We start from the raw sequence: 20,786 nt of genomic DNA, 5'->3' as shown, positions 1-20,786 counted from the left end.
GGATAGCGTTAACGCTTATCCGGCCAACAAATCCTACTGTGCAATACCATCATTAAACAACGCCGACAGCCCACTGCGACGTTCAGTGCGAGTGGCAATGGCCCCACTCAATATCCGCTCATCGGCATACAGCGACAAGCGACGGCGCGCGCGGGTCACCGCCGTATAAACCAGCTCGCGGGTAACAACGGGCGAATGCTGGCTGGGTAAAATCAACGCCGCATGATCAAACTCGGATCCTTGTGATTTATGCACCGTCATCGCCCAGGTCGTTTCATGTTCCGGTAAACGGCTGGGCTGTACCGACTTGATATTGCCATCCGGCAACGCAAACCACACCCTTAAGCCCTGACCACGATCGAGCGCGATCCCGATATCACCGTTAAACAGACCCAGCGAACTGTCATTTCGCGCAATCATCACTGGTCGCCCCTCGTACCAACGGGTATGTGCGAGACGGGAAATCTTACGTTTTTGCACCATCACCTGTTCGATGCGCTCATTCAACCCACTCACGCCGAACGGACCTTCACGCAGTGCGCACAATAGCTGATATTCATTAAATGACTGAATAATAGCATCCGGCTCTGCACGCTCATGGAGCAACTCAAGGTAGTGCCCATAGCCCGCTAGCGCTTCATCAAGCATAGCTGCGTAATCTTCACTACTTTGCAGCGTGCGTTTTTCAATATCACTAAAACCTTGCTGGAAGACCGTTTTGATCGCGGCTTTATCACCCCGATTTATCGCAGAAGCCAGTTGGCCGATACCGGAATTACTGCCAAAACGGTAACTCTTTTGCAGCAGGCATAAGCTGTCACGTAATGATGCCGCCTGTGTTCCTGACCCCGCAGGAATGGTGCTCCCGGTCAGGCGGCTCAGTTGTTTTGCGCGTTCCGCAGTAAACCCGGCATTCAAAAAAGCACAGATACCCCCCAGCACAGCCCCCGCCTCAACGGAAGCAAGCTGGTCACGATCGCCAAGAAAAATCACCCGACCATGGGGAGGTAATGCATCAATAAGGCGCGACATCATAGGCAAATCAATCATCGAGGCTTCATCAACCACCAACACATCAAGATGGAGAGGATTGCCTGCATGATGGCGCAGTCGCTGGCTACCCGGCTGTGCGCCTAATAATCGGTGCAGCGTACTGGCGTCATCAGGAATACGTTTCTTTTGTTCATCGGTCAACGGCAACTCACGTAATGCAGCGCCCAGCGACGCAGTCAGTCGCGCCGCCGCTTTTCCCGTTGGAGCGGCCAGCCGGATACGACAGCGTTCACCATCCGCCATCTGAATCAACGCCGCCAACAGCCTGGCGACCGTTGTCGTTTTTCCCGTTCCCGGCCCACCAGAGATCACTGATATACGACGCGTCAGCGCTACAGCCGCTGCAACTTTCTGCCAGTTAATTCCTTCCGTATGCGGAAAAAGCGTCCCCAGCGTGTGGGTCAACCGCGATTCATCCACCTCGATTGCCTGGTTAACCTCACTAAAGAAGCGAGCCACCGTGCGTTCGTTATTCCACATTCGGTTCAGATACAGGCGATCGCCATACAGCACCAGCGGCGTCGGGCGCTCGCCGCGACTTACCGCATCAGAGGCAAGCAGACATTCAGCCCAGTCTTCAGGCTCCCCTTTTTCACTCATCCAGGAGGTAAGCAAAGGATGGGCGTCTTCGCTTAAAGATAAACGCGAAAGCGGTAAACAGACGTGGCCTTCTCCCGCTTCGCGGCTAAGCAATGCCGCAGCCAGCGTGACGACCGGGTTGTCGTTTCCGGCAACCGCCAGCGCAAACTGGGCATCTAACGGCCGTAGCTGTTTCTGCTCCACAGCCTCCAGTAATCGCTTCTGGATTGTCATTGCATTTCCTCCAGTGCTGCGCCCGCAAACATCTCGTCCATCATCGCAATCAGCTCTCCGTCTGGTCGGGTCGCATAAATTCCCTGCTGAGGTTCCTCGCTATCAACACCGCGCAAAAAGAGATAGATAACGCCGCCAAAATGGCGTTCATAATCGTAGTCTGTAATGCGGTGACGTAAATAGCGGTGCAGCGCCAGAGTATAAAGTTGATATTGCAGGTCATAACGGTGTGCCTGCATTGCTGAGGCCATCGCCTGCTGGGTATAAGCGCTGCTGTCTTCTCCCAGCCAGTTAGATTTGTAGTCAAGCAGGTAATAACGCCCCTGGTGGCGGAACACGAGGTCAATAAAACCTTTCAGCATGCCGCGAACCTGCATGAAATCCAGCGGTGGACAGCCCGCCGAGAGAGGATCGTACTTGCGGATCAGCGCGTCCAGTTGGCTGGCTATCAGCGGCTGCGAAATGGGCAGATAAAACTCCATCTCCACCTGTTTTTCCCGTGCAGACAGAACGCTCAGACTCACGCCCGATTCGTTAAGCGGCGCACGCAAAATGGTCTCCAGCCAGTGGGTCAAAACCGGCGCCCAGTGTGCCTCATACCCACCCAACGCCAGTTTTTCCTGTACCCATTGCGTTTCAACCGGTTGGGTAAAATCCAGGTCCTCAAACAAGCTATGTAAAAATGTTCCCGGCGATGCACCTCGTGGAAACTGATGCGGTGTTAGCCCTGATTCCACAACCGCCTCACCCACGCCTGATGCATCAATGTCCAGCCGGGGGATCAGATCCTGCGCGATGCCATGTCCACGTTGTTGCAGGCCGGAATAGCTGGTCACACGCCAGCTGTCACCGGGAGCACGTTGCAGCGTTCTTGCACTCAATACCGAACTGGCGGGTTGCGAAACCAGCCAACGCTCACCGTCTGGCTCATTCGGCGTCAGGCAGGCAATATCTTCACTGCAAAGCGCTTCAATAGCAGCACGAAGCCCTGCGGCATCCTTCGGCTCGCCTTTTTGCAACAAGCGTCCCAGAGCACTCTGATGCACATCGGTATCACCTTTCTTATCACCCCGACGGCGCACCAGCGGCGCAACGCCGAGACTGCAATGCCATACCGAACGCGTCAGCGCAACATAAAGCAATCGCAGGTCTTCCGCCAGACGTTCAGCTTCTGCCAGCTCAATACTCTCATCCGCTTCGCTGAGATCCAGCACAGCTTCAAAAGAGCTACGATCATGGTAGAACGCCTGATCCTGAACGCGAAAATTAGTGATAAAAGGCAGCCAGACCAGTGGATATTCCAGCCCTTTCGATTTGTGGATGGTGACGATTTTAACCAGATGCTTATCGCTCTCCAGCCTCAACTGCTGACTGGAAGCATTGCTGTCAGGTTCCAGAATATGCTGGGAAAGCCAGCGCACCAGCGCATGCTCACTTTCCAGTTGCGATCCCGCTTCCTGCAACAGTTCACTGATATGCAAAATGTCGGTCAGACGGCGTTCGCCACCCGCCGTTGCCAGCAGGTTTTCTGCAATTTGACGCGCTGACATCAGCGCGCGCAGCATCGGCATGACGCCACGCTTATGCCAGAGCTGGCGATAACCGTCGAATTCCTCTACTACGGCATCCCAGGCATTCTCGTCATTGTTCAGCGCTTCAATATCCTGCGCATTAAGTCCCATCATGGACGTCGCCAGCGCGCTACGCAGTGTGTTTTCACGTTCCGGCGTCATCACCGCCTGCAGGACCCATAGCAGTTCCTGCGCCTCCAGCGTTTCAAATACACTGTCACGGTTGGAGAGATAGACCGACGGGATAGCCAGTTGCGTTAGCGCGTCGCGTACCAGCGCCGCCTCCTGGCGACTGCGGACCAACACGCTGATATCCGATGCGCGTACCGGGTTGGACGCTTTACCGCTGACCAGCAACGCCTCACCAGACTGCCCGGCTTTAAGCCAGTCACGAATTTGCGTTGCGCACACCTGGGCCATATAGTTCTGGTAATCGCCCACGCCACAGCTTTCTCCTTCCATTAGCCACATGCTCATCGCAGGTTGCTTTTCACCGTGAAGTACAAACCGCAGCGATTGATTCTTCTCTGCGGATTTCACCGGGCTAAAGGGGATTTCGCGGAACATGAAGGCGTCGTTCATCTGGCTGAAGAGCGTATTGACGCCATTGACCATCCCAGGCGCAGAACGCCAGTTGGTATCGAGCGTGTAATGTGCGCTAACTTCACTACGCGCTTTCATATAGGTGAAGATATCCGCACCGCGAAACGCATAAATAGCCTGTTTGGGATCGCCAATCAACAGCAGCGCGGTTTCCGGCTGATGCTGCCAGATACGACGGAAAATACGGTACTGCTGCGGGTCGGTGTCCTGGAATTCATCGATCATCGCCACCGGAAAACGGGTTCGAATGGCAGTAGCCAGCGCATCGCCGCTTTCACTACCCAGTGCCGCGTCCAGCCGACTGAGCATATCGTCAAAGCCTAACTCTCCGCGTCGACGTTTCTCCTGCGCAACCGCTTCGCGGATTTCCGCCAGCGCCCGGGTAATCACCAGATCGCGGATCGTCAGCGGTTCGCTAATCAGTTCATCAATGGCGACAAATAGCGGATGCCGGGGCGTTACGCCGCCCGCTTTGGTGCGATCTTCTAAAAAGCGTTGAGAGAATTTCTCCAGCGCATCAGGGAGCTGGTAGCTTTGTGTCTCTTCCTGCGCCCAGGCACTGATCTTTTCGATCCACTTACCCTGATTACCACGATTAAATTTACGCCTGTCGATTCCGGAATCTTCAAGCAGACCTTCCAGCTCATCGACCGAATCGCGCCATTGCTGCTTAATCTGGTTGATACGCGCCAGAATTTTTTCGTGTCGGGATGCCAGCGTTTCATCCGTTGGCGGCGGCGCTTTAATGACCGGAGCTTCACCCTGTAGGTAGCGGTCGATATCTCGTAGCAGCGCTTGTGGACCTTTCCACGTTTCGAAGATCACCTGCGCAATATCGCGAGAGAGCGGGTAACAATGTCGACGCCAGAAGTCCGCGCAGGCCTGGTAACGCAGCAGCGATTCATCTTCTATCAGTTGCTGTTCAAACAGCATGCCTGACTCAAAGGCGTTCAGACTAAGCATACGCTGGCAGAAACCGTGAATGGTAAACACCGCCGCTTCATCCATCTGTCTTTCAGCCAATAACAGCCAATGCGCGGCCTGTTTTTTATCGGCAATTTCATCTAACAAGCGGGCATAGAGCGGATTGTCGGTAGTTTCACGCAGGCAGGCAATTCGCAGCTCATGAATGTTGCTACGAATACGACCGCGCAGCTCTTCAGTGGCGGCCTCGGTAAAGGTAACCACTAACAGCTCTTCGACGGTCAGAGGGCGAGGAAAGGCGGCGGAGCCGCCCAGCCCAAGCAGTAAACGTAAATAAAGGGCGGCGATGGTAAAGGTTTTACCGGTGCCCGCAGAGGCTTCAATCAGTCGCTCGCCCGTCAGGGGCAAGCGCAGTGGATCAAGGGACTCAGCGGCATCATTCATTCTTTTCACTCATCAGGGGTAAGGTTTGCTGCAACGCGCTGACGGTCGGCCACACTTTCCAGCCTTCCGGGTGCACATACTCTGCTTTCCCGTTCTGACTGCCGGAAACCTGTGACAGTATCGCCATGCCTTGCGGCTCAACCACCGCCTGATGGAAGAAATCGGCAAGCTTTTGCGGCGTCAGCAGTTTAATCTGAGCCACGATTTTATCACGTGAATCGAAGCGCATATTACCTCGATCGAAATCTTTGCTTAACTGCGAAGCTTCTGCCCCCAACGTTTGGGGCGCCTGCAGCATTTGCGCAATGATGGCCTGCTGAATTTGTACGAATTCATCAGCTTTCATTGCCCGCAGTTTCGCTTCCGCCGTCGGGAAAAACGCTTTATACCGTTCCCACAGGTAAGACGGTTGCTTATCGCTGCTTTGCAGCAGGAAGCCCATTCCCCACTGACGGCCAACGCTCATTGGGAAAGCAAATACGGCGTAGCCTAATTGCTCTTCAGTACGCAGTTGATTGTAGAACCACGGCTGAACAATTTGCCCTAACATCGCGCTGTAGGCCGAACTGGTGTACTCGTCATAACCGGTAGGCACAAATACCGCTGCCAGCGCGGAGTCCGTGCTGCTGCCCGCTTTTTCAAAAATGACGGACTGCTTTTTATCGACTACAACATCTTTGTTCCGGCACCATTCCGACCCGTTCGCACCAAGCTGTTTCTGAATATCACGTGCCATGGTTTTCGCCTGAGCTTCGCTCATGTTACCAATCACCAGAAATTCAGGACGCGCACCGGCTTTTAAGGTGTCACGGTAAGTCATCACTTCTTGCAAAGTAATGGATGGCAACAGTTTACGGCGTTCATCGCGTGAGAAGTACGGCACCTGAGAAAGCATCTGTACCGGCATAATTGCCTGATCATAGGCTTTGCCTTTCTCTGCAGAGTCCATCATCTGGGCGTACCAGGATTTCGCCTGCTCCAGCTGTTCGTCCGTAGCGGTGTAGCTGAAATAGCCTGTCAGCAGCGCCTGAAAAAGCTGCGGTAAACGTTGGGTATAGCCGTTTGCGTTAAGCATCAGACCATTGTTAGCATTCGTTGAGAAACCAATCCCCCCCACCGCAGCCTGATTGCTTAACTGGTCGAGCGCAATACCGGCCAGATAATCGTTCAGTGCGAATAACACCTGATTTTTGGCGCTATCCATCGCTTTCGGGTTGCGCAGAATCACGCTGACATCGGCCTTTGGCTCACTGGCAAAATACTGACTCGGCGCATATACCACGCGTAAATCAGGCTCATCAACGATCAAATCCGGATGGGCGTATTTTTTATCCGTCTTAATCAGCGTGAAATCATCAGGGATATAGGGGTTCAACTCCGGCAGAGAGAGCGCAATGCCCTGGGCTTTTTGCTGCCAGTCGGCGAAGGTTTTTTCGCTGATTTTATCCACCTGATAAGGGGCATCGACAAAATAAGCGGTTTTATTATGTGGCTCTTTCGGACTGATATACCAGATACGCGCATTTTGCGGTGTCATCATTGCCAGACGTTCCTGAACCGCCTTAGCATCATATTGATCGGCAATATTCACCGCATCCAGCGTATGTTCGACGGGAACGCGGATCATGGTATCAGCCAGCCATTCCACGTAGTCCATATCACGCGTGATAGAGGGATAACGGAAGTCGAGATCCAGTACGTGTGCCAGTTCGTCAAAATAGCGTTTATCAACGCCTTTTTCACGCAACAGATTGAGATAGCTAAAGATAGCAGCAACAACTTCATCGCGATTCGCCAACCCTTTGTCGGTTAACGTCGCCGAAATAGCCAGCACACCGCTGTTACCATTGACAACCGGATCGGAGTCAGCACGAATGCCTTCAACCAGCCCCTGCTTTTGCAGCCAGTCGGACAACGTCCCCGGACTGCGGTTGCCAATCAAATAGGTAACGAGTTCGTCGGTTTTGCTACGAAACTGTGCGCTGTTGTTATCGATACGAAACTCTACGCGCAGCACTTTACGCGGCATTGCAGGGACATAGTGGATGACGACGCCCTTTTGCGCGTCAGTCACGACCGGTACGGTAATTTCCGGTTTTTCGACATTTTTATTCGGTACTCGCCCGAAGGTATCAGCCGCGATCCGCGCCAGCTCTGGCAGGGGTTTATTACTGTAAATCACCGCTTTCATCAGGTTCGCGGAGTAGTACTTTTCATGGAATGTCTGCAAGGCTTGCAGTACCGGGTTACCCGGTTTGTCGCTTAATGTCTGCAGATTTCCGCCGGAGAAGCGCGAACCAGGGTGTGCCGGGTTTATTGTTTCTGCGCTCACCTGTGCCATACGCATACCGTCCCGGGTACGCGCCAGCGTCAGCTCAGAATTAATGGCATTTCGCTCGCGATCGGCATATTTTTTATCGAGCAGCGGCGAGGCAATAGCGTCAGCCAGACGATCGACGGCCCCCGCCAGCGCATCGTTTTCAACTTCGAGATAGAAAGCCGTGCGATAGGGCGCAGTGCTGGCGTTGTGGCTGCCGCCGTGCATTTTGAGGAATTCAGCTAAGCTGTCCGGCTGTGGGTATTTTTTAGATCCCATCAGGCACATATGTTCAAGGTAATGCGCCAACCCCTGGTGATCGTCGGGATCTTCCAGAGACCCCACCGGGACCACCAGTGCAGAGAGAGACTTAACGGCCTGAGGGTCGGATACCAGCAACACGACCATGCCGTTATCAAGGCGCACGGCCTGATACTGGCGAGTGTCTTTATCGCTTTTACGGATGGTTTCAGCTAAAGGCTGCCAACCAGTATCTGCCTGACTTACGGGTACCCAAAGGGCAACGAACAACAGTAATGCGCTGAACCAGGTGCTGCGGGGCATTCACAAACCTCATCATTAACGTATTCACCTGTTCACTACAAACCACGCATTAAGCGTGGTCTGAACAGGGCAAGACTCTGTGCTGAACGAGTCAGCATCTTATGTGTAAGAATCAGTCCGTGACAGAAAGCGCATCATAGTAGAAGTCATCAATCTGTGCAATTTTTATACAATCATCATGACTGATTAAAGCGAAATAACGGTAACAAATAGCGCTGAGACTGCGACACAATGGTCTCCAGAGTTTCAGGAGCCAGCTGACGCCACAGGCGTTGATACCAGATATCATCGCCTTCACCACGCACCATCATGTTGCCTTCATAAGCCTGCAAAAACTTATTTCGTGCTTTTTGCAGCGTATCATCGTCATCTAACATGGCATCATTTACGGCGTCATAACAGGTTTTTATCCACGCCCCACCACTTTCCGGTAGCACCAGCAAAGGCGATGACATGCCTTCCCGATACCCCTCAATAAGTTGTGACAGATACAGTAACGCCTGCTCTGCCTCCAGTGGAGGGAAACGCCATTCTCCGTCTTTACGCAGGAACAAACGACTCTCTCCCGCTCCGCCACTGGCACAATAGACAAGATGTTCCAGCCAAAGTTGCACCCCCTGGGACACACTTATCAAAGATGGGCGCCAGCGCAACAAACCATCTTCCTGGACCTGTGGTAACCAACCCGTGATTTGCACACCGTTGCAGCTCAGATCAATTTCCATGCTCTGGCAAGGCTGGCGAGAGGCAATAATGCGATCGGCAAGCGACTGCATCTCCTGACGTTGGGTATCCCAAAGAATCTCACCAAATGCCCCATAAGGAAGCGAGCCAGCCGCACGGAAGCGACGGAACAAACGCTCGGCGTCGTTCTCTTCCACCAGCGTGTTAAGCAACTGCTGGTTAAGCTGATAGCGGGTTAACCCCTCAAGGGTAAAAGGCTCCGTTTCCGGGATCTCACTCTCTTCAGAACGGAAATTCACTCGTAGCCGCATCTGGAAGAAGGCCCGAACCGGATGAGCCCAAAATCGTTGTAGCGTTTCCAGCGTCAGGGTTTCAGGCATCGTAAAGTGGAGTGGCTGAACAAAATCAGCGTGTGCCTTACCTGACATGTTCGCCGCTGGCAGCCATTCACGCGCATAACTTTGCTGTTCGCCTGGCTGAAAGTTTTGTACATCAAAAGGCATACGGGTGTGCAAACGGGTAATGTGGGCTTTTACTTTGGTTTCGCTTTCATCGCTGGTGAGCAATTCATCACCCGGTAAGTAGTGGCTTTGCCCAATATAGTCCATTAACTCCTGCACCAGTACCGACGGAAAGCGTTCACTGTTGTCCTGAATTGAACGCCCAATGTAGCTGATATAGAGCGTTTGCTGCGCCGAGATCAGTGCTTCCAGAAACAGATAGCGATCATCATCACGACGACTTCGGTCACCCCGCATCGGCTTTTGACTCATCAGGTCAAAACCCAACGGCGCAAGCTGGCGCGGATAAACACCGTCGTTCATGCCTAACAAACACACCACTTTGAAAGGAATGGAACGCATTGGCATCAGCGTACAAATATTCACCGGACCAGCAAGGAAGCGCTGACTGATACGTTCCTGGTCTAGCCGCAGGGCTAGCTCATCGCGTAACAGTGAAAGTGGAATAGCATCGCGATACTCGGCCCCTAAACCTTCGCCAATAATAGCCTGCCACTGTTGTTCAATGAGCGTCATCGCCGCTTCGGTTTCTGCATCCGGCAGGAAGAAATCATTGAGCATGTCACGACAGACGGGTAGCCATTCCTCCAGCGGACGCTCCTGGGCCAACCCCCGGCGCCAGAGATTTAGCTGCATCAATAGCGAAGCCAGATGCCCCACCAGCTCGGCAATCAAACCGCTGGATTCATCATACGGCAATACCGATTGCCACTCGCCCTGCGTGCTTTCCATCGCATAGCCCAGCAGCATACGCGTCAGACCAAATTGCCAGGTGTGCTGGCCTGTCGGTGGTAGTTCCAGTTCGCGAACGTTGTCGTCGTCAATTCCCCAACGAATACCTGACTCATTAACCCACAGGCGAAGATAGCGTAATCCCTCTTCGTTGATGTTGAAGCGCGCCGCCAGTACTGGGACGTCCAGTAATGCCAACACATCTTCTGAGACAAAACGGCTGTCCGGCAACGACAGCAGGCTGATAAAGGCCTGTAAAACGGGATGGGACTGACGTGCACGGCGGTCAGAAATGGCAAACGGTAAATATCTATCAGCTGGCGCGCTGCCAAAAACGGCCTGAATGAATGGGCTGTAGCTGTCGATATCCGCTACCATCACAATGATGTCACGCGGCGTCAGCGTAGGGTCCGCTTCCAGCATCGCCAGCAAACGGTCATGGAGGATTTCCACCTCACGCTGTGGGCTATGGCAGACATGGAAACTCACACTGGTGTCATTCGGCTCAAGCAACCGTTTATTGTCGCTACGCGAATACTCCTCCAGATTGACGCCTGCCACAGCCCGGCTTTCCAGCTCAAGGATGTCCGACTGAATGTTACGCAAAAGATTGTCGGGCGTGATATCGACAAACGCATCCAGTTCCTGGCTGTTTTCCAGCTCAGACAGCAGGTAAATATAGTCACGCCCCAGTTTTCCCCACGAGGCCAGCAGCGGATTGCTGACATCCTGCTCGCCATCACTGTTAAACAACCCCTCGGCATTTTGGCTATCACGAAACAACGGCAACTCTCTTTCTTCAAAGCTGTGCCGACGCTGGCGCGCCAGCAGCTTCGCCAGATACGCAGGATCTTTGATGTCACCCCAGTAGAAACGACACGGATTAGTGAATAACAGGTGAATTTCGATATGCTTACCCAACGCCTGCAACGCCTGAAGATAAACAGGCGGCAACGCCGAAATACCGCAAATAAAAACGCGCGAAGGTAGCCCTTCCGGGCAGCTTGTTGCACTTTCCAGGGTCTGAATAAACCGTTGATATAAATTAGCGCGATGCCAGCGTGGTTGTCCCAGTTCAGCGGTATATTCCACCAGCGCTTTCCACAGTGGTGCCTGCCAGGCCTGAGACTCTCCTAAACCTTCAACCAGCCTTCCCTCCTCCCACTGCGTTAACCAGTCCGGACGGTAGACTAAATATTGGTCGAAAAGGTCGGCTGCGCGTGAAGAAAGCTGAAACAACTTACGCTTGTCGGTATCGTCAGTCAGATAGTGACGCAGCAGCGTGAAGTCATCTTTTTCCAGTAATTGCGGCAGCAACGTCATCAGCTTCCAGCTCATACTCTGTTTGCTGAACGCGCTCTCTTTCGGGATCTCCGGCAATACGCGCACAAACATATCCCAGATAAAACTCGCAGGTAGCGGAAAATCAATGTTGGCGGCAATACCAAACTTCTGTGCCAGGGTCATTTGTAACCATTGCGCCATACCGGTACTTTGAACCAGGATCATCTCCGGTTCAAAAGGGTCGTCCAGTCGCTCCCGCTCGACGATATATTCCATTAACGCTTCCAGCACATCCAGGCGATTGGAGTGGTAGACCCTTAACATAGCGACTCCTGACTACTGACGATTTGAGCAGTGCAGACGTGTCATTTGACCCTGCCTGCCCATAGGGGACGTAATTTTAACATTGATGCTGACACATCCCGCCTGCGTTGTCTGCATTCGGTTTACCTGCCAGTTCAAAGGCAGCGAAAACACATGCAGTTGGCTTTGCTGCCACGCGTAACGCCAAAGCTGCTGGTACTGATTTCTGCCCAAGAAACTGTTCATCAATGCTCGTTGATACCCCGACAGTGTGGTCACAATCATGATCATCAACACCATTGCCAACATGACTTCCGGCAGGCTAAATCCACGTTGCCGGTTCAGGGGATCTGGCATAATGCCAGCGTCTTTAACGGGCAGAAATCGCTCCAGCCATGTGCAGAAAACTTGATATTGCCGTCTACAACCTCGCCCTGACGCCATAGAGATATCCCTTCGTATTGAGCAATAAGCAACACGTTATTATTAGCAAGCAGTCGCAGACAAACGTCTGCATTCTGCATTGCATAGGACCGACACTGAACATCGGGTTGCAAAAGCCAGCGTTGCATACGCCCCCATTCCATCGCAGATTGCGCCACGGCCTGGCGTTGCAAAGACTGGCTTTCCATTGCAACACGAGAGGCAAAACTGGCTTCCTGCCTGCTAACGCCCTGCAACAACAGACTACCGAGCACCAGAAGTAAAAGTACCAGTGCAAGGGACGATACACCTCGTTCCCGGTTCACAGATTAAATCCTGTCACGCTGTAAAGCGCTTCGATCACTCTTTGTGGTTCGACTTTACTGGAGCCACGCAGACGCAGAATGAGGACGGGCGCAAACCCGCTAACATTCTGGCGTTCCACCTGAAATGACTCAATCTGAATGGTTACAGGATCGGTCATGCTATCCCAGCCCTTTCCTGCGCACGACGTCGCACCGCGCAATGTCTCCAGCGCCTTGTTTTGTAGGCGAAATCCAATCTGCTCGGCTTCTTTCGCTGGATTCGTCTCCCAGATACCGTTACTGTTTGCATCCCACTGCACAATAACGCAATCGCGCTGACCCGATATTTCCAGCCCTTCACCGTGACAGCGTCCGTGACAGTAGCCCGCCCGCTGGAGATGCTTCGCTACGGTATAAACACGTTGCCAGACCTCATCTTCAAGCACTAACTGGTGTGTATTGTGCAAAATACCGCGCTGCAGGGCAGGTAAAAATCGCGCTGAACCCAGGAGTAAAACACTGCTTATCGCCATCGCAATCAGCACCTCCAGCAGTGAAAAACCGCGTTCGTTTAGCGACATAGATTTGCCTCATCGCGCTCGCAAAGTCTGATTCTCCCCCAACCTGATACCACCAGATTCAATTCACCAGCCGCATTTTTCAGGCGAATATGCCCAGCCCATGCCGTGTTCCGTAGGCCAAAAAAAGCCAGCGAAGGCGTTATCTCCACCATCTCAATATCGTCCCAGAGCGGCATAAACAGCCACGGCGAGGAAGGCTTACATGACTCATGAACATCGGCAGAGCTAACAAAACACCATGACGCTTCCTCTCTGATAACGCTGATAACGTGGTCGCGGTTATGCCAGTTGGCATCTTCACGAAGTTGCAGCAAATAATCCCGTACCTGACAGGCGGTTTGCCACAACCGTTGTTGCTGCTGCCAGCGTTGCCAGCCATAAAGTCCTGTGGCACTTAGGGCGACAATAATGAGCATCGCAACCAGAGTTTCAATTAGCGTATAGCCTTGTTGTTTTTTCATGTCGCCAGTATGGCGTGAGGGAATGAAATAACGAGCAGTGAATTCGGGTTATTCGGCGGGCTGCGAGGAATATTTTCCATGTTGCAGCGTATTACAACTTTTGCAGGAATCAGCATCGAAAAACTGACGCGAAGGCAAAAAAAAACCGACGCGCTATGGCGTCGGTCGTGGCAGCATGACATTCGATCAGATGGCGACCGGCGCTTTGATGCCTGGGTGCGGATCGTAGCCTTCAATTTCGAAATCGTCGAAACGATAGTCGAAGATAGACTCAGGTTTACGCTTGATAACCAGCTTCGGCAGCGCGCGGGGTTCACGGCTAAGCTGCAGGTGAGTTTGTTCCATATGGTTGCTGTACAGGTGCGTGTCGCCGCCAGTCCAGACAAAGTCACCAACTTCAAGATCGCACTGCTGCGCCATCATGTGGACCAGCAAAGCGTAGCTGGCAATGTTAAACGGCAGGCCGAGGAACACATCGCACGAACGCTGGTACAGTTGGCAGGAGAGCTTGCCGTCAGCCACGTAAAACTGGAAGAATGCGTGGCACGGCGCCAGCGCCATCTTATCCAACTCACCCACGTTCCACGCGGAAACGATGATACGGCGAGAGTCCGGGTCGTTTTTCAGCTGGTTTAAAACCGTCGTAATCTGGTCAATATGGCGGCCATCCGGCGTTGGCCACGCGCGCCACTGTTTGCCATAAACCGGGCCTAAATTGCCATTTTCATCGGCCCATTCATCCCAGATTGAGACATTATTTTCATGCAGATAAGCAACGTTGGTGTCGCCCTGCAAAAACCACAGTAGTTCATGAATAATGGAGCGCAAGTGGCAGCGTTTAGTTGTAACCAGCGGGAACCCTTCCTGCAGGTTAAAACGCATCTGATGGCCAAAAATGGAAAGCGTTCCGGTTCCGGTACGATCGTTTTTCTGTGTGCCTTCATCCAGCACTTTTTGCATCAGTTCTAAATACTGTTTCATGGTTCCTCAGGAAACGTGTTGCTGTGGGCTGCGACGATACGCCCAAACCATCATGATAATACCGGCGACAATCATCGGGATAGACAGGATCTGCCCCATGCTGATGTATTGTACCCATGCGCCGGTAAACTGCTGATCCGGTTGGCGGAAAAATTCAACGATGATACGAAACGCACCATAGCCAATCAGGAACAACCCGGAGACCGACCCCATCGGGCGCGGTTTACGAATAAACAGATTAAGTATGATAAACAGCACAACCCCTTCCAGCGCCATCTCATAGAGCTGGGAAGCGTGGCGTGGCAGTGAGCCGTAAGTATCGAAAATAGACTGCCATTGCGGATTAGTTTGCAGCAGTAAGATATCTTCTGTACGCGAACCAGGAAACAGCATGGCATAGGAGAAATTCGGGTCGACACGTCCCCACAACTCGCCATTAATAAAGTTGCCCAGACGACCGGCACCCAGGCCAAACGGAATCAACGGTGCTATGAAATCAGAAACCTGGAAGAACGAGCGCTTGGTACGTTTGGCGAAGATAATCATCACCAGAATCACACCGATAAGACCGCCGTGGAAGGACATACCGCCATCCCAGACGCGGAACAGATACAGCGGATTATCAAGGAAGAGAGGGAAGTTGTAGAACAGTACGTAGCCGATACGCCCACCGAGGAAAACCCCGAGGAAGCCTGCATAGAGTAAGTTTTCTACTTCGTTTTTGGTCCAGCCACTCCCTGGGCGATTAGCACGGCGAGTCGCCAGCCACATCGCAAAAATAAACCCCACCAAATACATCATGCCGTACCAGTGAAGTGCGACGGGTCCAATTGAGAAAATGACCGGATCGAAATCCGGAAAATGCAGATAGCTACTGGTCATCTGTCACCACAAGTTCTTGTTATTTCGCTGAAGTCAGACAGCAATTGATAAGCGCGCCTGCATAATGCAGGCGCTCCGAAGTTGCGAATGATAGCACAAGGGGATCACAGCGGATGCCGATTACAGTTAAAAGATATGTATACGCCCTCGTCTTTCAAGCTGCATCTTTGTTGGTTGCGTTCACTCACCGGAGGCAGCCTCCGGCTGTTCAAATTCGTTCCTGACGAATTTGTCACGGACTTACCTGTTCAATACACTCAAAATACATTGGGTGTAGCTACTGTTTCCCGCCCTGGTTTCATAATCCCCCGCGAATTAAACCGCCCATGCCACGACGCTCCATAAATGCCGCCACCTGATGGCGTACTTCTGTCGCTAGCTGCGCTTCCAGGCTGCGCTGAGCCAGCGTTTGCGCTTCATCAAAATCGATATGTCGCAGCAGATATTTTACTCGCGCCACGGAACGACCGTTCATCGACAAATGACGGAAGCCCAAACCGATTAGAATAGTTACACACATCGGATCGCCCGCCATTTCACCACACAGGCGCAAATCGATACCACTTCGCTCAGCTTCCTGCGCAATCATCGCCAGGGCACGTAACATTCCCGGATGCAGGCTGTCATAAATGCTGGCGACACGTGTGTTGTTGCGATCGACCGCCAGAATATATTGAGTAAGATCGTTAGTCCCGACCGATATAAAATCGATCCTGTTCGCCAGATGCGGCAACATAAATACCATCGACGGGACCTCCAGCATAATGCCGATGCGTGGTTTCGGGATCGCATAGCCGATCATCTCTTCCACTTCGCGTCCGGCACGTTCAATCAAACGTCGTGCTTCGTCCACCTCATCAATACTGGTTACCATCGGCAGCAAAATACTTAGATTGCCGGTTGCTGCATTTGCCCGCAGCATCGCTCGTACCTGGATCAGAAAGATCTCCGGCTGATCGAGTGTAATGCGGATCCCACGCCACCCGAGGCACGGATTCTCTTCACTGATTGGCATGTAAGGCAGCTGCTTATCCGCCCCGACATCCAGCGTGCGCAGCGTCACAGGCTTGTCGTTAAACATTTGCAGCATCCCTTGATACTGCGCAACCTGCTCTTCTTCCGATGGAAAGCCACTTTGCAGCATGAACGGGATTTCGGTGCGATACAGACCAATACCGTCGATCCGACTACCCAGCTTCTGCTCATGTTCGGGACTAAGTCCGGCATTGAGCATCACCTTAACGCGCTCGCCGCTTTTCAATTGTGCAGGTTGATTAACATCATCTTCTGCCAGGCGACTCAGCTCATTCTCTTCACTGATGAGGCGCTGATATTCCTGTATCAATACAGGTTCCGGATCGACCAACACCTCGCCGCGATAACCATCCACCACCAGCGTGCGACGATGCAATACCGATGGCTGGATATCAGCCCCCATCACGGTGGGGATACCCAACGCACGAACCATTATCGCCGCATGGGAGTTGGCGGCACCGTCCCTGACCACAACCCCCACAAGCCGATCCTGTGGAAGTTCCGCCAGAGTGGTAGCTGAGAGTTCATCGGCTACCAGCACAAAACGCTCAGGCCAGGCATTCGGCCCCTGGATGGAGTCATCAAGATGGAACAGCAAGCGCTGACCGAGCGCACGTAAATCCCCGGATCGCTCTTTAAGATAGCTATCACTCAGGGCAGCAAACTGTTCGGCAAACTTCTCGATGATCGTTTTAACGGCCCACTCTGCCACTGAACCGTTATCCACTTCAGCAAACAGCTCACGGCGTAAACGGGTATCAGAAAGCAGGTGCGAGTAGAGATCAAAGATCGCCGCCGTTTCTTTCTGCGCCCCGGCAGCAAAACGCTTACTGTAGCGACGGAATTCGTTAGCAGCTTCTTCCAGCGCTCCGGTCAGTCGTTCTCGTTCCAGCGCAGGATCCAACGTTGACGCCTGATACACCTGCTCCATCAACGGCAGCGTGGCATCCTGCCAGCCTTCAGCAATTGCCACACCGGGCGCTGCGGGCAGCGCACGAATGCGCGTTTGGCGGTATTGACCGAACAGCGCGGTAAGCTGCGACTGAGAAAGAATGGCTGCCATTTGCGTGGCAAGCGTGACCAGGAAGGACTCTTCACTTTCATCGTACTGGCGCAACTCGCGCTGCTGTACGACCAGCACACCTAATAGCTGGCGGCGCTGGATGATCGGGACGCCTAAGAACGCACGAAAACGCTCTTCTTTCACCGAAGGAATATATTTGAAGCTCGGATGTTTTTGCGCATCGGCAAGGTTGATAGGTTCCGCCAGCCTGCCAACCAGGCCAACGATCCCTTCATCAAACGCGAGTGCAACAGTGCGACCGCGTGGTTTTTTGAGTCCCCGGGTCGCCATGAGGTAATAACAACGTCGGTCGTGGTCGGCCAGATAGACCGAGCAGACCTCTGTATCCATCGCAAGACAGATGTCAGTAACCAGAATATTCAGCGCCTCATTAAGGCGTGGAGCACTGGCTACCTTTTCGACTATTTCGCGCAGGCGGGTGAGCATAATTTGCGTAGCTTAACCTCTTTTACGTCTGTACGCAGGCGGGCTTTGCGGCTTAGGAGTACTTTCCTGAAGCGCCATCACAACACTTGCGAATTCTTTCATCACCCTGCGATAAACATCGCGTTTAAATGACACCACCTGTCGAACCGGATACCAGTAACTCACCCAGCGCCAGCCATCAAACTCAGGTGTACTACTGGTTTGCATATTGATTTCAGCATCGCTACTGATCAATTGCAGAAGAAACCATTTTTGTTTCTGGCCGATACAAACCGGCTTCGTGTCCCAACGCACCAAACGTTTCGGTAACTTGTAACGCAACCAGTTACGAGTAGAAGCGAGGATCCGTACATCTTTACGGCTGAGCCCCACTTCTTCAAAGAGTTCCCGGTACATCGCCTGCTCTGCTGTCTCTCCTGCGTTTATCCCACCTTGTGGAAATTGCCAGGAGTGCTGACCAAATCGCCGGGCCCACATGACCTGCCCCTGGCGGTTACAAATTACTATCCCTACATTCGGGCGGTAGCCATCGTCATCAATCACCGGACTACCTCAACATAAACCTTATATACAAACGATTGTTTCACACTCCTGGGAGGCGGTAAACCACTCTGTTAAGGACACGATACTCTAATAACAATTGAATAACTCACAGCAAAGGCCCGAGTTATAAACAGAGGGAGCACTGCCAGGACGATTTTATTCACCTTTTCTGTGGATATAGTTGTGAAGAAGTACGGAATTACTATGGGAAAACCCGGAACAGTCTGAATAAGACCTCCGTCACACATAAAAAATAGTCTTATATATTCATTAAGTTAAACTCGGGATCAGGAGATAATCACACAGAAACGTGACGATCATCACGCATACGATCTTCGAGCTGATGAAAGATCAACCAGCGTTGGTTTTATCCACAGATTATGCCAATAAGTTAGGCACAATTTGTGTAAAAATTCGATTTTCGTCGCACGTCAAGGCTGTAAATTGAAACAGTAGTAGGGTTTTTTCACAGTTATCCCATCTTTCTGTGGATAACATGGTGTAAGATCCTGTTCATTGTCAGTGACCAGAATTGGAAAACCTGAATTGCTGTTGCGCAACTCCGCGAATTGAAATCTAAAAACCAATATAAATCATATAATTGAATATAGCATGTGGAAAAAGATAAACTCTGTCCACACGGTATAAAATCATTGCTCATTTTTTCGCCTAAGGTATAACCCAATGCCAGAACTCCATCCGTTACTTTTACCTCCTGAATCTGAGACTCAGTTGCTTACCCAGGCACGACAACTCTCAGGCTACGCTTTGGGAGAGTTGGCGACGATGGCGGGTCTTGTTACGCCAAAGGATTTAAAGCGGGACAAAGGCTGGATTGGCGTGCTGCTGGAGATATGGCTTGGTGCCAGTGCGGGCAGTAAGCCAGAACAGGATTTTGCCGCGCTCGGCGTGGAGCTGAAAACAATCCCTGTGGACAGTCTTGGCAGACCGCTGGAAACCACCTTTGTTTGCGTAGCGCCACTGACCGGCAATACAGGCGTAACGTGGGAAACCAGCCATGTCCGGCACAAACTCAAACGCGTACTGTGGATCCCCGTTGAAGGTGAACGCAATATACCGCTGGCTGAACGGCGCGTCGGCTCTCCGCTACTGTGGAGCCCAAATGAAGAAGAGGACCGACAATTGCGTCTGGACTGGGAAGAGTTAATGGACATGATTGTGTTGGGTCACGTCGAACGCATTACCGCTCGCCATGGGGAAGTCCTACAACTACGTCCAAAAGCCGCCAATGCCAGAGCGCTTACCGAGGCTATTGGTGCCAATGGCGAACCAATCCTGACCTTGCCACGCGGGTTTTACCTTAAAAAGAACTTCACTCGTGCCTTACTGGAGCGACATTTTTTATTCCAGCCCTAATAGGCACTGCCCGGCCTTTCACCCGCCGCGTTACGGGCCTATAATTAGCGCTTCTTTTTTTTGGCAGGACTTTGTTCGATGTTATTTGCATGGATAACCGATCCTAACGCCTGGCTTGCGCTCGGTACGCTGACGCTGCTGGAGATCGTTCTCGGGATCGACAATATTATTTTCCTCTCTCTGGTAGTTGCCAAACTTCCGACCGCGCAACGCAGTCACGCCCGACGTATTGGGCTGGCGGCAGCGATGCTCATGCGTCTAGCTTTGCTGGCCTCTATCGCCTGGGTAACTCGTTTGACAAACCCGTTATTCGAGGTGTTTGGCGAGGCGATATCCGCACGAGATCTCATACTCCTGCTCGGCGGATTATTCCTGATCTGGAAAGCCAGCAAAGAGATCCACGAGTCGATTGAAGGTGAAGAGGAGGGGCTGAAAACTCGCGTATCCTCTTTCCTGGGTGCGATTGTGCAGATCATGTTGTTAGACATTATTTTCAGTCTGGACTCCGTCATCACCGCGGTAGGCTTGTCCGATCATCTGTTTATCATGATGGCGGCGGTGGTCATCGCCGTGGGTGTGATGATGTTTGCAGCACGCCCAATAGGCGAGTTTGTGGATCGTCACCCTTCGGTAAAAATGCTGGCACTCTCTTTCCTGATTCTGGTTGGTTTCACGCTGATTCTGGAAAGTTTCGATGTCCATGTACCGAAAGGATACATTTATTTCGCCATGTTCTTCTCTATCGCGGTAGAGACCCTGAACCTGTTGCGCAATAAAAAAAATCCGCTCTGATAAAATCTGTCGCTCCCCGCAAGGGGAGCGAATAACCTCATCATCTTCCCCTTCTCACAGATTAAGATTTTCCCTCTTTCGTC

General features: G+C 52.3%; 14 protein-coding genes. 2 read left to right on the top strand and 12 right to left on the bottom strand.

Going from position 1 to position 20,786, the window contains the following annotated elements; translation table 11 throughout:
* Window positions 1–33 precede the first annotated feature (33 nt).
* The 12 genes from recD to rppH all read right to left on the bottom strand — a co-directional run bounded on the left by recD (window position 34) and on the right by rppH (window position 18,534).
* On the bottom strand, window positions 34–1,866 hold the full coding sequence (gene recD, locus LG384_RS22020; RefSeq protein ID WP_225761529.1) for an exodeoxyribonuclease V subunit alpha: 1,833 nt from the start codon (window positions 1,864–1,866) through the stop codon (window positions 34–36).
* Window positions 1,863–5,408, bottom strand: a complete 3,546-nt coding sequence (recB, locus tag LG384_RS22015; protein ID WP_225761528.1) for an exodeoxyribonuclease V subunit beta — start codon at window positions 5,406–5,408, stop codon at window positions 1,863–1,865. Before recB ends, recD begins: the two co-directional genes overlap by 4 nt.
* Window positions 5,401–8,289 (bottom strand): pitrilysin, encoded by a 2,889-nt coding sequence (gene ptrA, locus LG384_RS22010; protein ID WP_225761527.1) that lies wholly within the window; start codon window positions 8,287–8,289, stop codon window positions 5,401–5,403. Before ptrA ends, recB begins: the two co-directional genes overlap by 8 nt.
* Window positions 8,290–8,465: 176 nt before the next feature.
* The gene (gene recC, locus LG384_RS22005) at window positions 8,466–11,834 is read right to left on the bottom strand and encodes an exodeoxyribonuclease V subunit gamma (protein ID WP_225761526.1); all 3,369 of its coding nucleotides are present in this window, start codon (window positions 11,832–11,834) and stop codon (window positions 8,466–8,468) included.
* Window positions 11,835–11,846: 12 nt separating this feature from the next.
* Entirely contained in the window at window positions 11,847–12,170 is a 324-nt protein-coding gene (locus LG384_RS22000) for a prepilin-type N-terminal cleavage/methylation domain-containing protein (RefSeq protein WP_225761525.1), read from the bottom strand.
* Window positions 12,155–12,562 (bottom strand): DUF2509 family protein, encoded by a 408-nt coding sequence (locus LG384_RS21995; protein WP_045446992.1) that lies wholly within the window; start codon window positions 12,560–12,562, stop codon window positions 12,155–12,157. Before LG384_RS21995 ends, LG384_RS22000 begins: the two co-directional genes overlap by 16 nt.
* A complete protein-coding gene (locus tag LG384_RS21990) occupies window positions 12,559–13,122 on the bottom strand; it encodes a prepilin peptidase-dependent protein (protein WP_225761524.1) in 564 nt (187 codons plus the stop codon). The genes LG384_RS21995 and LG384_RS21990 overlap by 4 nt, the downstream gene beginning before the upstream one ends.
* On the bottom strand, window positions 13,113–13,583 hold the full coding sequence (locus LG384_RS21985; RefSeq protein WP_225761523.1) for a prepilin peptidase-dependent protein: 471 nt from the start codon (window positions 13,581–13,583) through the stop codon (window positions 13,113–13,115). Before LG384_RS21985 ends, LG384_RS21990 begins: the two co-directional genes overlap by 10 nt.
* 186 nt (window positions 13,584–13,769) lie before the next feature.
* Window positions 13,770–14,564 (bottom strand): thymidylate synthase, encoded by a 795-nt coding sequence (thyA, locus tag LG384_RS21980; protein WP_045447002.1) that lies wholly within the window; start codon window positions 14,562–14,564, stop codon window positions 13,770–13,772.
* 6 nt (window positions 14,565–14,570) lie between these two features.
* The gene (gene lgt, locus LG384_RS21975) at window positions 14,571–15,446 is read right to left on the bottom strand and encodes a prolipoprotein diacylglyceryl transferase (RefSeq protein WP_045447005.1); all 876 of its coding nucleotides are present in this window, start codon (window positions 15,444–15,446) and stop codon (window positions 14,571–14,573) included.
* Between the two features lie 298 nt (window positions 15,447–15,744).
* Entirely contained in the window at window positions 15,745–17,991 is a 2,247-nt protein-coding gene (gene ptsP, locus LG384_RS21970) for a phosphoenolpyruvate--protein phosphotransferase (RefSeq protein WP_045447008.1), read from the bottom strand.
* 12 nt (window positions 17,992–18,003) lie between these two features.
* Window positions 18,004–18,534: an RNA pyrophosphohydrolase gene (gene rppH, locus LG384_RS21965; RefSeq protein WP_045447012.1), complete on the bottom strand. Its 531-nt coding sequence runs from the start codon at window positions 18,532–18,534 to the stop codon at window positions 18,004–18,006.
* Between the two features lie 684 nt (window positions 18,535–19,218).
* Between rppH and mutH the strand changes: the two genes are divergently transcribed.
* Both mutH and LG384_RS21955 read left to right on the top strand, forming a co-directional pair.
* A complete protein-coding gene (mutH, locus tag LG384_RS21960) occupies window positions 19,219–19,911 on the top strand; it encodes a DNA mismatch repair endonuclease MutH (protein WP_045447015.1) in 693 nt (230 codons plus the stop codon).
* 78 nt (window positions 19,912–19,989) lie between these two features.
* Complete coding sequence (locus tag LG384_RS21955) at window positions 19,990–20,703, top strand: TerC family protein (protein WP_045447018.1); 714 nt, start codon at window positions 19,990–19,992, stop codon at window positions 20,701–20,703.
* The last annotated feature ends 83 nt before the right edge of the window (window positions 20,704–20,786 follow it).

The sequence above is a fragment of the Citrobacter sp. Marseille-Q3906 genome (genome assembly GCF_916618775.1).
In the GTDB taxonomy this organism is placed as follows: domain Bacteria; phylum Pseudomonadota; class Gammaproteobacteria; order Enterobacterales; family Enterobacteriaceae; genus Citrobacter; species Citrobacter murliniae.
This window is presented reverse-complemented; position numbering and strand designations above follow the sequence as displayed.